The organism is Rhodococcus sp. IEGM 1341 (genome assembly GCF_030056895.1).
Classification (GTDB): Bacteria; Actinomycetota; Actinomycetes; order Mycobacteriales; family Mycobacteriaceae; genus Rhodococcoides.
The window spans coordinates 303,727-317,375 of the sequence record NZ_JASHKV010000004.1 but is presented as its reverse complement, the minus strand read 5'-3'; the positions used below and the strand labels follow the sequence as shown (position 1 = coordinate 317,375).

The window sequence follows — 13,649 nt, the reverse complement described above, 5'->3', positions numbered from 1 at the left end:
CGAGAGAGCATGCCTACTGTGTTGTTTCGTGACGAAGGGCGAGAGGCGGCAGCACGGTCGAAACAGGGGTGGGGATCCGTACTGTCGCCGCTTCTTCGCACGAGCCCACCCACCCAGTCGCTACGAATCGACCTCTGAAGCGGCCAGATCGCGTTCTCTCGTCTCGGGAATTGTGATCAGAGCGGCTATGGATACCGCAAGCAGAGCAAGTGTGTACCACTGGAACAGGTCCGGCGTTCCACGCTCGGCGAAGAATGTCTGCACGTAGGCAGCAGTTCCACCGAACGCGGCAACCGCGATCGAATACGGAACCCCTACTCCCGCGGCTCGCATGCCGGTGGGAAACAGCTCCGCCATCATCGCGGGCATGACGGCCAGGATTGCTCCGATGGCACACAACGCCACCGACATCGCAAGGAACAACGTGAACGCGCTGGATCCGACCATGGCGTCGAGCGGAAAGAGTAGCAGCGCGATTCCGATGTTTCCTATGAACAGCACCGGCTTTCGCCCGATTCTGTCCGAGAGTGCACCCCAGACGGGGAGTGATGCGATCAAGACGACATTGGCTCCCACACCCGCCCACAATGCGCCGGACGGGTCGATTCCGCGCACCGTGATGGCATAGGCCGGTGCCGATACTGCCCACACGTAGTAGAAGACCGTGCCGCCGACGCTGAAGAAGAGCACCTGCAGAACCTGGCGCCGATGTGCCGAGAATTGCTCCCTCATCGATGTTTTCGCGTGAACATCGCCGGACTTCTCGTATACCTCGGTCTCGGCCATGCGCGAACGCATCCACAGCACGAACAGTCCGAGCACGCCGCCCAACAGGAACGGAAGTCGCCATCCCCAGTCCGTCATTTGCTCACCGGTCAGCGTTGTCGTCAACAGGGCACCCAGGAGCGTGCCTGCGACCACACCCGAGGTATTAGAGATGTAGATCAGACTCGACCACAGTCCCCTACGTTCGGAGGGCGCGTACTCGATGATGTACGTCTGCGCGGAGGGTAGTTCACCGCCGTGAGCGACGCCCTGCGCAAGACGGGCCAGCACCAGGACGACGGCCGCTGCGGCACCGATCGTTTGGTGGGTCGGCGTCAGACCGATGACGAGACTACCGATCGAGGCCAGTGCGACAGCGAGTGTCATCGACAGCTTGCGTCCACGGCGGTCGGACAACCAGCCGAACAGGAGACCGCCGAAGGGACGTGCGACGAAACCGACCGCGAAGACACCGAACGATGCCAGTAGGTCGGAGACCGGAGATCCGGTGTGAAAGAACTGGGGCGCGAAGAAGGCAGCGAAGATCGCGTAGACGGTCCAATCGAAGTACTCGATTCCGTTTCCGGCCCCCACTCCCACAATGGCTTTGGTCTTCTCCCATCGGTCGTTCGGTCGAGCTTGGCTCGGTGTCACTCCGGTGGTTGCGCTCTCGGTCATGGTGCATCGCTTTCGGGTGAGGGGGTGTGGTCGAGCCGTCCGATGGCCAGTCCGGCGTAGACAGTCGCGGCGTCGGCGAGGACGGAATCGTCGAAACAGGCTCGGGGCGAGTGGTTCATCGGCGCGGTAGCAGTGTCGGCGTCGGGCATGCATGCCCCCAATCCGATGAAAGCTCCGGGAATGTCTTGGAGTACGTACGAGAAATCTTCGGATCCGGACAGAGGATGTGGAGCCGTTTCGTACCGCTCCTCACCGAGAAGTTCGACGACCGTCGCTGCCCCGAGCTGGACTTCGGTGGCGTTGTTCACGGTCATCGGAAACTCGGCGATCACGTCGACGTCGACGTCGACGCGGTGTGCCGACGCGACTCCGTCGAGAACCCGTCGCAGCGCGGTGGGTACGGCATCGTACGTGACTTCCGAGTAGCACCGCACCGTGGCCTCGAAGTACGCCTCGTCGGGAATGATGTTGTGGCGTGAGCCCGCTCGTACCTTCGCGACCGTGACGACTACGGGATCGAAGATGTCGAACGTGCGCGTGACCATGGTCTGCAGCGATGTGATCATCTCGGCCATCGCCGTCACCGGGTCACGTGCCGTCGAAGGTGACGAGCCGTGACCGCCTGCCCCTCGCACGGTGACGATGAGTCGGTACGACGCAGCGAGCAAGGTGCCGGGTCGGGAAAAGAATGTGCCGTTGGATTGTTGGGAGGAGAAGACGTGCAATCCGTAGGCCGCGTCCGCTCGTCGGCCCGATGCGTCGAGCACGCCTTCCTCGATCATCGTCGCTGCGCCGTCCCAACCTTCCTCGCCCGGTTGGAACATCAGCACCACATCGCCTGCGATGTGGTCACGATGACGTGAGAGCAGTTGGGCGGCACCGACCAATGCGGCAGTGTGCAGATCGTGGCCGCAGCCGTGCATCGCACCGTTCTGCGAGGCAAAGTCCAAGCCGGTCTGTTCCGTAACCGGTAATCCGTCCATATCGGCTCTGAGGAGCACTGTGCGCGCGATGTTGTCAGTCGGTTTCGTTCCGCGCAGAACAGCGGTCACCGACGTCGTGCGGGTGCCCGTACGGACCTTGAGTGGCAGGCCATCGAGTGCTTGCAGCACCGTTTCCTGCGTACGCGGCAGATCCAGACCGACCTCGGGCTGCCGATGCAGTGTGCGTCGGAGCTGCTTCAGATCGCCGGCCAAGGCGTGGGCGTCGTCCAGTAGATTCATTGATCACCTTTGTGTCGACAGCCATCCATCGGGGTTGACTGTGTCCGTCGTCATAGTGTCTGGTTGCCCCTACGAGGAGCGCCCATCTTCGTCAGAAGCGATCACCCAGCGAACCCATGAAGGTGTTCTGTGCAAGAAATGCTGACCGAATCCGAACTTTCGCTCGTTCATGCTCTGCAGATCGCACCGCGGGCTTCGTGGACGGATCTCGCTCCGATCTTGGGTTCCACCGCGGCGACGCTGGCTCGGCGATGGCATTCGATAGTCGAGCGTGGGCTGGCGTGGATCACCGCGTACCCCGCACCGTTGACCGGAGCGGGTGCGATCACCGCCATGATCGAGGTGACGTGTGGACGCGTCGGCTCAGCGGAGCTTGTCGATGCGTTGGTCCAGGATCCGCGAGTCGTGTCGATCGAGCATGCTGCGCGTGGCCGAGACCTGGTGTTGACGGTGCAGACGTCGTCGCTCGACGAGCTGACCGGTTTGGTGCTCGACGATCTGCCGGGCTTCGACAGTGTTCGATCGACTCAAACCCACACGTGCACGGCGTTGCACGTGGAAGGAAGTCGGTGGAGGTTGGACGCATTGGATGGCGCACAGCATTCCGCGGTCGCCGCGCTCGGCGAATCACCTGATCGGTCCGGGTACGCGCGTCCGGAAAGCCTGACCGATCAGGTGGCGCGCTCGCTCGTCGGTGAACTGACGGGAAACGGCCGGGCGTCGGCCCCTGAAATAGCGTCCGCGCTCGGTCGACCTACGTCGTCCGTTCGGCGGCAGCTTGCTGCGCTTCTGCGTTCTCGCGCAGTCGTGCTGCGATGTGAAGTGGCACAGGATGCTACGCGCTGGCCGATTACCGTGACGTGGTGGTGTCGGCTCCCCGTGCAGGCGCATCAGGAGGTCGTCGAGATAATCCGTGCGCGTTCGGAACTGCGACTCTGCATGTCGCTCACCGGACCCGCGAACTTCCTACTCAGCATGTGGGTGTCCTCCGTGCCCGAAATTCTGCGAGTACAGGAATGGCTCGAAAATCGGGCTCCGAGCTTGCACATCATCGAATCGTCGGTGACGCTGCGTTCACGGAAACGAATGGGTTGGGAACTCGGTGCCGAGGGCCGCGCAACCGGATACGTCACCACGTCGGGCGGGTCGACATGGACCCTTCCTCGGTGAGTCGAGGTCATCCTGCTCCAGTCCAGATACCCGTCTGACCTCACCACGCAGGGGTGATCATCTCTTCGTGGTCTTCGGCACTGCTCCTAGCGAACTGTTGTCACTGCGACTCGTGCCGCGTGACCGATGGCCTGATCGACCAGTGGGAGGTACAGATCCATCCGCGCGGCCCGGGTGAAGACCGAGACCGCGACGGGCGCCTCACCCGGAAACGACACCACCGCAACCTCGTTGCGGATGGGTCCGATCGTGCCGGTCTTGCCTGCGACCTGTACATCCGGGTATGGAATTCCGCTCCGAATCCTATGCGGCCATACCTGCTGAGAGAGAACCTCTTTCATGTACGCGCACTGCTCCGGCGAGGCGGCGGTATCGAGCCAGACGGCTCGTAGAACTGCGTTGCTGTCTCGGGGCGTGGTGCACGAGGTGTACGCGGGATCGAAACCGGCGCTGTCGACCACCGCGTAGTTGCTGGCCAGCAAACCCAACGCCTCGTCCGCGTTCAACCTGCCGGTGTCCCGCACGATCTGGTCACCCAGTGTCTTCGTGCCACCGACGATGCGGGTGTCTTCGAGCCCGAGTGAGTCGATCACCTGCGAGAGTGCATCGAGGCCGAGTGCACCGAGAAGTGCGTCCGCCGCAGCATTGTCGGAGACAGTGATCATCGAACGCGCGACGTCCCGCCAACTCATCGTCACCGGATCGGCGTAGCTCGCTATTCCCGTCGGCCCCGGACTGCACTGCGCCGGGACGAGCCGCACCGAATCGGTTGCAGCCAAGACGCCCTCGTCGAACGCGCGCGCCGTGGCAACCAGCAGCACGATCTTCCACACCGACGCTGCAACGACCGGATCGTCGCCCTCGAAGTCGACGACCGTGCCGGTGCCGTCGATTCGCTCGGCGCGTACCCAACCTCGGCAGCCGGCATCGGCGAATACTGCGCGAAGCTCTTCGTCGGTCGTGTTCATCTACAGGCCTGCAACAGGATTCGATCGATGAGATCCACCAGAGGTTTCACCGAGTCGTCGCGACGCACGATCCGAACCCGCAGTGCGACATCGTCGGCAGCGAGGTCGAGGTGCTCGGTTCCAGGCAGTACCGGGCTCGCGGCCGGAACGAGTCCGAAGCAGCGACCCGACGCGACGCCGATAGCGGCATCGCGAACGGTGTTCGCGGTGAACACCTCTGGGTCGAGAGCATGGCGTCTGAACGCGTCGAGAATCAGATCGTGTGCGGGTGGATTGGCACTGCGAGGCATGGTCGCGAACGCGAGATCGGACAACATCGTCAGTCGTGGCCGCTCTGCCCGAGCCGAGCGATGTCCCGCGGGAACTCTGACTCGCCGGGGGAGTGCGATGACCGGTCCGGCGAGCAATCGGTCGAGTACCACCGGATGATCGACCACCGCGAGGTCGAGGTCGTGTGAGCGCACCCCGTCGAGCAACGACACTGCACCGGCGGTCTCCACACGTGCCTGAACGCCAACGGATGCGGCGATCCGCGCGGCGATCCCATCGTCCAGTTGAGGGATGAGGCCGATGCGAACCGTCCCGGACGTAGTGAGTGATTCTGCGGTGGTGGTCAATCGGCGCGCGTCGTCGACGATCAACCGGGCTCGAGGCAACAGCGCAGCGCCGTGCTCGGTGATGGCGGCGCCGTCCGGCGTTCGCTCCACGAGTGTGAGTCCGAGGTGCTTCTCCAATGCCTTGATCGCCCGCGACACCGGTGGCTGCGTCACGCCGAGAGTTGCCGCGGCGCGGCCGAAGTGACGTTCTTCTGCGACGGCGACGAAATACTCGAGATGGCGAACCAGGTCCACCGACCTATTGAAACACGCTCAGCTGCCCCGATACCGAAGAGGAATGATCCGGCCGGGCCTCGGGACTTGGCCCCATGGTGCCCCCATGTGATCGGGTGACTCCCATGCGTACCTCGACCTCCACCCGACTGATCACCGCTATCGCAGCGGTGACTCTGACACTGACCACAGGCGTCGCGTGTTCGGCGACGACCACCGTAGAACCACCGCAGACTGCTGCAACCACCACCGAACAGTCCGTCGATGAACAGTCCAGTACCGAACAGGTCTATCTCGATTTCGAGGCCAGGGATAATGCTCGACTCGGCGTCAGTGCTGTCGATCTCGCCTCGGATTCCACCGAAAGTCATCGAGGCGACGAACGTTTCGCGTTCTGTTCGACGTTCAAGGTGTATGCCGTCGGTGCCGTTCTTGCCGCCGTCGATGCAGGTGCACTGCAGCTGAGCGACACCAGAACGATCACCGCGGCGGATAAGGTGCCCGAGTCGGCGGTCGATTGGACACCCGGGTCGGTGGTCTCGATCGCAGACCTGGCGGCGGCCGCATTGACCGAGAGCGACAACACCTCCGGCAATCTGTTGATTCGCGAGGCCGGTGGCACTGCGGCTCTCACCGAGTTCGCGAGGTCGCTGGGCGACACCGAGTTCCGGCTCGACCGCACCGAGCCTGAACTCAATACCGCTATCCCCGGAGATCCACGCGACACCACGACACCGAACTCGATGGCCGCCGGCTACAGAACCTTGCTCGACGGCGATGTACTGACCGCGGCCTCACGCGAACAGCTGTTGGCCTGGATGGCCGATACCCAGACCTCCGACGCCCGGTTCCGCGCCGCGCTCCCGGCAGGGTGGACTTCGGCCGACAAGACCGGCACGGGCAGTTACGGCGTCTCGAACGATGCAGGGCTCTTGCTGGGACCGGACGGGCAGCGATTTCTCGTGGTCGTCCTCAGCGCTACGACGTCAGACACCGAAGATTCACCGGCCATGAATTCCCTCGTTGCCGATGCGACGCGACAGGTCGTCGACGGATTGGCATGATCTCGACCGTCTGTGCCGTTGCGTCAGGGCGCGGACAATCGAGTTCTCCCCGAGGGGAATTCGTCATTCCATGGATTGGACTCCCATGCGAGATTAAGGCCGAACGCGACGGCTGCGCCGACGACCACCATCAGCGCGCATTTCCAGAACGGCACGTCGGAGCCGAAGCCCCAGATGAGAGCCAGCGCGATGATAGCTCCGACCACAGGGCTGAAGAATGCCCGAGTCGCTCGATTCATCGAGTACCTCCTGAAACGTCCAACCGAAGTTTATTTGCGTACCGTAAGTAACGGTAAGGAAGAATGTGCCTCGGTTCAACCCCTCGACGTTCCAGCTCGCTCACCTGCCGTGATTCTCAACCCTCCGCGCGGCGGACGGCGTCGACCAGTGGGATCAGATCCGGCTCGGTCGACGCCTCATCGAGTGCCTCGCGCAGCGCCGCATCGTTGGTCGGGCGCGCGGCCTCGAGCAGGGCCAGGCCTTCTTCGCTGACGTCGGTGTAGATGCCTCGGCGATCGGTGGGGCACAGGTACCGAGTGAGTAGTCCGCGGTCTTCGAGTCGGGTGACCAGTCGCGTCGTCGCACTCTGGCTCAGCACGACGGCGTCGGCCACCTGCTTCATCTGCAGATGCCCGCCCTCCCCGTCGTGCTGCCTGCCCAGGACGTCGAGCAGCCAGTATTCACGAGCACTGAGGTTGTGCTCGGCCTGTAGTGCGCGTTCGATCCGACCCTCGATCCGGCCGTGCAGCACCGCCAGCGCCAGCCAGTTCTGCGCCAGCGCCGTCAGCGCGGGGTCGTGTGCGGTCATTGCCGTGCCTTTCGATGCCGGTACTCGTGACCACCCACCGTACCGCGCCGACAATTAACGGCGTCTGCAATTACCGGTCTACGACGGCCTGCGGGCGACGATGCGTCGAGCATGCGCGAGTACCGGGGCATCGACCATCTGGCCACGGAAGGTGAAGACGCCGCGGTTCTGGGCAACGGCGTCGAGCACGTCGGTGGCCCAGTCGAGTTCCTCGGCGGTGGGTGCATAGGCCTGGCGAACGACGGGGATGTGGCTCGGGTGAATGGCCACTTTTCCGTCGAAGCCGATAGCCACGGCATCCTCGGACTCCGCGCGGACACCGTCGAGATCGGGGATGTCGAGGAACACCGAGTCCAACGCGAACACCCCACGTGCCTTGGCTGCGAGCAGCGTCTGCGACCGAACATGCTGCGCCACAGCACGATACTGTCCATTGGAATGCCTGCTCGAGTTGCCACCCATTGCGGCCACCAGATCCTCGGCACCCCACATGGCACCGATCGCATTGTCGGCGGCGAGGGCGTCGAACACCGTCATCGCGCCGAGCGGAGACTCGATCAGCGCGACGACATTCAACGGAGCCAAAGCCGCAATCTGTTCGGCCGATTCGCATTTGGGGAGCATCACGGTCGTGTACTCGGTCTGCTGCAACGCCGCGAGGTCCGCAGCCTGATCGTCGGTGCCGTGCGCGTTGACGCGGACGATGGTGCGCGCTGGATCCAGTGGGGTCGACAGGACGGACTCACGAGCACCCGCCTTGTCCGCCGCCCCGACCGCATCCTCCAGGTCGAGGATGACGACATCTGCTCGTGCCGCCGCCTTCTCGTAGCGCTCGGGGCGGTCTGCCGGGCAGAACAGCCACGCCGGTCCCGGCGGAACCCAGGTCACGACGCCTCCTCCGGTGGTTGCATCCGGACGAGCGTCTTGCGGACGGCAATCGCGACGACGTCCCCGTGTTGGTTTCGACCGGTGTGGGTGAACGTCACGATGCCCTCGCCTGGGCGGGATTTCGATCCGCGCTTGTCCGAGATCACGGTCTCGGCGTAGAGGGTGTCTCCGTGGAACAGCGGCTTGGGGAACGACACCTCCGAGAAACCCAGGTTCGCCACGATGGTGCCCTGGGTCAACTGCGTCACCGACAGTCCGACGAGGGTGGAGACGGTGAACATCGAATTCACCAATCTCTGGCCGAACGCCGTTGTCTCGCTGTAGGCCGCGTCGAGGTGCAGGGCCTGCGTGTTCATCGTCTGCGTGGTGAACAGCGTGTTGTCGGCCTCGGTGATGGTGCGGCCGGGTCGGTGCTCGTAGACGGTGCCGAGTTCCATCTCCTCGAACCACAGGCCACGTTGCCGAATTCGCTTGTCGCTCACAGTCCCAGGCTCCGCGCGATGAGCATCAGCTGAACCTCGGTTGTCCCCTCACCGATCTCGAGGATCTTGCTGTCGCGGTAGTGACGAGCGACCACATATTCGTTCATGAAGCCGTACCCGCCGTGGATTTGCGTCGCATCGCGCGCGTTGTCCATCGCGGCCTCGGAGGCGACGAGCTTGGCGATGGACGCAGCTTTCTTGAACGGCTTGCCCGCCAACATCAATGCCGCCGCGTCGTAGTACGCGGTTCGCGCGGTGTGGGCGCGGGCCTCCATGCGGGCGATCTTGAACGAGATCGCTTGATTGCGGCCGATAGGTTGACCGAATGCTTCACGTTCCTTGGCGTACTTGACGCTCTCGTCCACGCAACCCTGTGCGGCACCGACCGAGACGGCGGCGATCGCGATCCGGCCCTCGTCGAGGATGTGCAGGAAGTTCGCGTACCCGCGACCTTCCTCGCCGAGCAGATTCTCCTGCGGCACGCGCACATCGGTGAAGCTGAGCGGGTGTGTGTCCGACGCGTTCCAGCCGACCTTGTTGTAGGCGGCCTCTGCGACGAATCCCGGGGTATCGGTGGGGACGAGGATCGACGAGATCTGCTTGCGTCCCGTTGCTTCGTCGACGCCCGTCACGGCGGTGACGGTGACGAGCTCGGTGATGTCGGTGCCGGAGTTGGTGATGAACTGCTTGCTGCCGTTGATGATCCAGTCACCACCGTCGCGCTTGGCGGTGGTCTTGGTGCCACCCGCGTCGCTGCCGGCGCCGGGCTCGGTGAGACCGAACGCGGCCAGGGCCTTGCCTGCGGTGAGCTTGGGCAGCCACTGCTGCTTCTGCTCGACGTTGCCGAATCGGTAGACGGGCATTGCGCCGAGCGAGACGCCGGCTTCGAGGGTCATCGCAACGCTCTGGTCGACCTTGCCGAGTTCCTCGAGGGCCAGGCACAGCGCGAAGTAATCGCCGCCCATGCCGCCGAATTCCTCGGGAAACGGCAGCCCGAACAGGCCCATTTCGGCCATGCCGGCAACTACCTCGTACGGAAAGGAATGCTCGGCATCGTGTTTCGCCGATACCGGTGCGACGACGGTGCGGGTGAAGTCGGCAACGGATTTGACCAGCTGCTGGTACTCGTCGGGCAGATTCGCGGACGACAGATGATCGGTCATGATGGGTCCTGTTCGGTGTGGTTGGGGACGATTCGGGCGAGGACCTGGTCGACGCGGACCTGATCCCCCACTGCAACAGTCAGTTCGACGGTGCCGTCGATCGGGGTGGTGAGGGTGTGTTCCATCTTCATCGCCTCGACGACGACGATGGCCGTGCCCGCGCTGACGGCGCTGCCGGTGGTTGTTCCGATCGCGATGATCGAGCCCGGCATGGGCGAGAGGATCTCGGCATCGCCGGAGTGCGCGTCGTCCTCGCGGACGCTCGCCTCGGCGATCCGATCGACTCGCCAGGTGCCTCGGGAGCTGGAAATCCATGTTGCCGAGCCGCTTCGAGCGAAGGTCATCGATTCGCGTAGACCGTCGAGCACCAGATCCACCGAATTCTCGGTGGCCGTTGCCCGCAGGGTACGCGGCGATCCGGCGTCGACGACGACCGTTGCCGCGGCTGTCGTGCCGGTGATCGCTACGTGCGCCGTTCGACCTCCGGACGCGAGACGACGATGGAAGGACGCGTGCTTGCCGACTCGCCAACCCGATGGTGCTGCCCAGATGTCCTGTTCCGCGGTCTGCCACGCGTCGAGCCACTGCACTGCGGTGGCGGCGATCAGCGCCTCGTCGGTGGCCTCGGCGGCGACGAAATCCTCGACACGGCGGTCGAGCAGGCCGGTGTCGAGATTGCCGGCACGAACATCGTTGTCGGCGAGCAGGAACCGAGCGAACTCGATGTTGGTGACGACCCCGAGTACTGCGGTGTCGGCCAGTGCACGATCGAGGCTGCGCAATGCGGTCGCGCGATCGGGGCCGTGCGCGATGACCTTGGAAAGCATGGGGTCGTAGTTGCTGCCCACCTCCGTTCCGACGGCGAGACCGGAGTCGACGCGAATCCCCGGCGCAGAGGGCTCACGCAATCCGACGACGGCACCGCCGGTGGGGAGGAATCCGCGGCCGGGGTCCTCGGCGTAGACGCGGGCCTCGATGGCATGTCCGGTGAGCAAGATGTCGTCCTGCGCGAGAGTGAGGGGCTCGCCCGATGCCACCCGAACCTGCCATTCAACGAGGTCGAGACCGGTGACCATCTCGGTGACCGGGTGCTCGACCTGAAGACGAGTGTTCATCTCCATGAAGAAGAACTCGTCGGGGCGATCGGCCGAGACGATGAATTCGACCGTGCCGGCACCGGAGTAGTCGACACTGCGGGCAGTGTTGCAGGCGGCCTCGCCGATGCGTGCGCGGGTTGCTTCGTCGAGCAGGGGAGACGGAGCCTCCTCGATGACCTTCTGGTGCCTGCGCTGCAGACTGCATTCGCGTTCGCCGAGGTGGATGACATTGCCGTGTCCGTCGGCGAGGATCTGTACCTCGATGTGCCGGGGCCGCAACACGAATCGCTCGAGGAAGAGGGTGTCGTCTCCGAAGGACGAGGCCGCCTCCCGGCGAGCGCTGGTCAACGCTGCAGGCAGATCCTCGGCGCGCTCGACCAGACGCATACCCTTGCCGCCGCCACCGGCGGAGGGTTTGACGAGCACTGGGAATCCGACGTCCGGCGCGCCGGCGACGAGGTCGGCGTCGGTAAGGCCGGGGCGGGAGATTCCCGGAACGACGGGTACGCCGAATGCGCTGACGGCAGCCTTCGCGGCGATCTTGTCGCCCATCACTTCGATGGCTTTCGCCGGGGGCCCGAGGAATGCGATTCCGGCTTCGGCACAGGCGGTTGCGAACTCGGAGTTCTCGGAGAGAAAGCCGTATCCGGGGTGAATGCCCTGCGCGCCTGTGCTGTTCGCGGCCGCGATCACCTTGGCGATGTCGAGGTAACTTTCGCGAGCGTTCGCGGGTCCGAGCCGTACGGCGGTGTCGGCCTCACGGACGTGCCGGGCATCGGCGTCGGCATCGCTGTACACGGCGACGGTACGAATTCCCATGCGGCGCAGTGTTCGTGCGACCCGCACGGCGATCTCGCCGCGGTTGGCGATCAGAACGGTGTCGATCATGGTGGTCATACCTCTCACATCCTGAATACGCCGTAGGAGACCGGCTCGAGCGGCGCGTTGGCGCACGCCGAGAGCGCCAGTCCGAGAACCTGCCTGGTATCGGCCGGGTCGATGATGCCGTCGTCCCACAGGCGGGCCGTCGAATAATAAGGGTTGCCCTGACTTTCGTACTGGTCACGGATGGGAGCCTTGAACGATTCCTGGTCCTCGTCGCTCCACGGCTGACCGGCAGCGTCGAGTTGTTCGCTGCGCACCGTGGCGAGCACCGACGCCGCTTGCTCACCGCCCATCACCGAGATTCGCGCGTTGGGCCACATGAACAAGAAGCGTGGTGAATACGCTCTGCCGCACATCGAGTAGTTGCCCGCGCCGTAGGAACCGCCGATGACGACGGTGATCTTGGGGACGCGGGCACAGGCGACCGCGGTGACCATCTTCGCGCCGTGCTTGGCGATGCCACCTGCCTCGTAGTCGCGGCCGACCATGAAGCCGGAGATGTTCTGCAGGAAGACCAGCGGAATGCTGCGCTTGTCGCACAGTTCGATGAAATGCGCGCCCTTCATGGCAGATTCGGCGAACAGTACGCCGTTGTTGGCGACGATTCCGACGGGATGGCCGTGGATGTGGGCGAATCCGGTGACGAGCGTCTTGCCGTATTCGGCTTTGAACTCGTCGAATTCACCCGCGTCGACCACCAGGGTGATCACCTCACGCACGTCGTACGGAGTGCGTGGGTCGGTGGGGACCACGTCGTACAGATCGGTCTGGTCGGCTACCGGTGCGCGTGTGGGAAGAAGGTCCCACGGCCGCGGAGTGCGGGGCCCGAGGGTGGAGACGATGCGGCGGACGCGGTGGAGCGCGTCTCGATCGTCCTCGGCCAGATGGTCGGTGACGCCTGAGGTCTTCGAGTGCAGATCACCACCGCCGAGTTCCTCTGCGGTGACGACCTCGCCGGTCGCCGCCTTAACCAGAGGCGGGCCGCCGAGAAAGATCGTGCCCTGATTCTTGACGATGATCGCTTCGTCGCTCATCGCCGGCACGTAGGCGCCGCCCGCAGTGCAGGAGCCCATGACGGCAGCGATCTGCGCAATTCCTTTGGCGCTCATGGTCGCCTGGTTGAAGAAGATGCGGCCGAAGTGGTCGCGGTCGGGAAAGACCTCGTCCTGGCGCGGAAGGAATGCTCCGCCCGAGTCGACGAGGTAGATGCACGGCAGAGTGTTCTGCAGTGCGATCTCCTGCGCGCGTAGATGCTTCTTCACCGTCATCGGGTAGTAGGTGCCTCCCTTGACGGTGGCGTCGTTGGCGATGATCACGCATTCGCGACCGGAGACGCGGCCGATGCCGGCGATCACGCCTGCGCCGGGGCACTCGTCGTCGTAGAGGCCGTTGGCCGCCAACGGTGAGATTTCGAGGAACGGGCTACCGGGATCGAGAAGCTCGTCGACGCGGTCGCGGGGGAGGAGCTTGCCGCGGGCGATGTGCCGTTCCCGAGACTTCTCGCTCCCGCCGCGGGCAGCAGTGGCCAGCTTCTCTGCGAGCTCACTGGTGAGAAGCTCGTGATCTGCCCGGTTGGCAGCTGTGTCGATCGCCATGAGGTGCACGCCTTAAGGGGTTGGACGTCGGTG

At 64.2% G+C, this 13,649-nt stretch carries 13 protein-coding genes; 2 read left to right on the top strand and 11 right to left on the bottom strand.

Translation table 11 applies throughout. The features are described 5' to 3' along the window. Nucleotides 1-120: 120 nt before the first annotated feature. Both QM615_RS12805 and QM615_RS12800 read right to left on the bottom strand, forming a co-directional pair. The gene (locus QM615_RS12805; RefSeq protein WP_149407129.1) at nucleotides 121-1,443 is read right to left on the bottom strand and encodes an MFS transporter; all 1,323 of its coding nucleotides are present in this window, start codon (nucleotides 1,441-1,443) and stop codon (nucleotides 121-123) included. After that, nucleotides 1,440-2,666, bottom strand: coding sequence for a M20 metallopeptidase family protein (locus tag QM615_RS12800; protein ID WP_149407130.1), 1,227 nt, complete (start codon nucleotides 2,664-2,666; stop codon nucleotides 1,440-1,442). The genes QM615_RS12805 and QM615_RS12800 overlap by 4 nt, the downstream gene beginning before the upstream one ends. Nucleotides 2,667-2,795: 129 nt before the next feature. On the opposite strand from QM615_RS12800, the gene QM615_RS12795 reads away from it, so the two are divergent. Then, nucleotides 2,796-3,836 (top strand): Lrp/AsnC family transcriptional regulator, encoded by a 1,041-nt coding sequence (locus QM615_RS12795; RefSeq protein WP_149407131.1) that lies wholly within the window; start codon nucleotides 2,796-2,798, stop codon nucleotides 3,834-3,836. An 86-nt stretch (nucleotides 3,837-3,922) separates the two neighbouring features. Here the strand turns inward: QM615_RS12795 and QM615_RS12790 are convergent, their stop codons facing one another. Further along, nucleotides 3,923-4,804, bottom strand: coding sequence for a serine hydrolase (locus QM615_RS12790; RefSeq protein ID WP_149407132.1), 882 nt, complete (start codon nucleotides 4,802-4,804; stop codon nucleotides 3,923-3,925). Next, the gene (locus QM615_RS12785; protein WP_149407133.1) at nucleotides 4,801-5,655 is read right to left on the bottom strand and encodes a LysR family transcriptional regulator; all 855 of its coding nucleotides are present in this window, start codon (nucleotides 5,653-5,655) and stop codon (nucleotides 4,801-4,803) included. Before QM615_RS12785 ends, QM615_RS12790 begins: the two co-directional genes overlap by 4 nt. A gap of 74 nt (nucleotides 5,656-5,729) precedes the next feature. On the opposite strand from QM615_RS12785, the gene bla reads away from it, so the two are divergent. Beyond that, nucleotides 5,730-6,698 (top strand): class A beta-lactamase, encoded by a 969-nt coding sequence (gene bla, locus QM615_RS12780; RefSeq protein WP_502941876.1) that lies wholly within the window; start codon nucleotides 5,730-5,732, stop codon nucleotides 6,696-6,698. 23 nt (nucleotides 6,699-6,721) lie between these two features. On the opposite strand, the gene QM615_RS12775 is transcribed toward bla, so the two are convergent. The 7 genes from QM615_RS12775 to QM615_RS12745 form a co-directional block, all read right to left on the bottom strand. Then, nucleotides 6,722-6,937: a DUF4175 domain-containing protein gene (locus QM615_RS12775; RefSeq protein ID WP_149407135.1), complete on the bottom strand. Its 216-nt coding sequence runs from the start codon at nucleotides 6,935-6,937 to the stop codon at nucleotides 6,722-6,724. A gap of 116 nt (nucleotides 6,938-7,053) precedes the next feature. Further along, entirely contained in the window at nucleotides 7,054-7,506 is a 453-nt protein-coding gene (locus QM615_RS12770) for a MarR family winged helix-turn-helix transcriptional regulator (RefSeq protein WP_149407136.1), read from the bottom strand. A 78-nt stretch (nucleotides 7,507-7,584) separates the two neighbouring features. Beyond that, nucleotides 7,585-8,394 (bottom strand): HpcH/HpaI aldolase/citrate lyase family protein, encoded by an 810-nt coding sequence (locus tag QM615_RS12765; RefSeq protein ID WP_068054903.1) that lies wholly within the window; start codon nucleotides 8,392-8,394, stop codon nucleotides 7,585-7,587. After that, complete coding sequence (locus QM615_RS12760; RefSeq protein WP_349307166.1) at nucleotides 8,391-8,876, bottom strand: MaoC family dehydratase; 486 nt, start codon at nucleotides 8,874-8,876, stop codon at nucleotides 8,391-8,393. Before QM615_RS12760 ends, QM615_RS12765 begins: the two co-directional genes overlap by 4 nt. After that, nucleotides 8,873-10,039: an acyl-CoA dehydrogenase family protein gene (locus QM615_RS12755; RefSeq protein WP_149407137.1), complete on the bottom strand. Its 1,167-nt coding sequence runs from the start codon at nucleotides 10,037-10,039 to the stop codon at nucleotides 8,873-8,875. The genes QM615_RS12760 and QM615_RS12755 overlap by 4 nt, the downstream gene beginning before the upstream one ends. Next, nucleotides 10,036-12,033, bottom strand: coding sequence for an acetyl/propionyl/methylcrotonyl-CoA carboxylase subunit alpha (locus tag QM615_RS12750; RefSeq protein WP_149407138.1), 1,998 nt, complete (start codon nucleotides 12,031-12,033; stop codon nucleotides 10,036-10,038). The genes QM615_RS12755 and QM615_RS12750 overlap by 4 nt, the downstream gene beginning before the upstream one ends. A gap of 5 nt (nucleotides 12,034-12,038) precedes the next feature. Beyond that, on the bottom strand, nucleotides 12,039-13,616 hold the full coding sequence (locus QM615_RS12745) for a carboxyl transferase domain-containing protein (RefSeq protein WP_149407139.1): 1,578 nt from the start codon (nucleotides 13,614-13,616) through the stop codon (nucleotides 12,039-12,041). Nucleotides 13,617-13,649 lie beyond the last annotated feature (33 nt).

Bases quoted from the DNA above. Each gene is read 5' to 3' on its own strand.
- QM615_RS12805 (WP_149407129.1), bottom strand. From the start codon at position 1,443: ATGACCGAGAGCGCAACCACCGGAGTGACACCGAGCCAAGCTCGACCG.
- QM615_RS12800 (WP_149407130.1), bottom strand. From the start codon at position 2,666: ATGAATCTACTGGACGACGCCCACGCCTTGGCCGGCGATCTGAAGCAG.
- QM615_RS12790 (WP_149407132.1), bottom strand. From the start codon at position 4,804: ATGAACACGACCGACGAAGAGCTTCGCGCAGTATTCGCCGATGCCGGC.
- bla (WP_502941876.1), top strand. From the start codon at position 5,730: ATGGTGCCCCCATGTGATCGGGTGACTCCCATGCGTACCTCGACCTCC.
- QM615_RS12775 (WP_149407135.1), bottom strand. From the start codon at position 6,937: ATGAATCGAGCGACTCGGGCATTCTTCAGCCCTGTGGTCGGAGCTATC.
- QM615_RS12770 (WP_149407136.1), bottom strand. From the start codon at position 7,506: ATGACCGCACACGACCCCGCGCTGACGGCGCTGGCGCAGAACTGGCTG.
- QM615_RS12755 (WP_149407137.1), bottom strand. From the start codon at position 10,039: ATGACCGATCATCTGTCGTCCGCGAATCTGCCCGACGAGTACCAGCAG.
- QM615_RS12750 (WP_149407138.1), bottom strand. From the start codon at position 12,033: ATGACCACCATGATCGACACCGTTCTGATCGCCAACCGCGGCGAGATC.
- QM615_RS12745 (WP_149407139.1), bottom strand. From the start codon at position 13,616: ATGGCGATCGACACAGCTGCCAACCGGGCAGATCACGAGCTTCTCACC.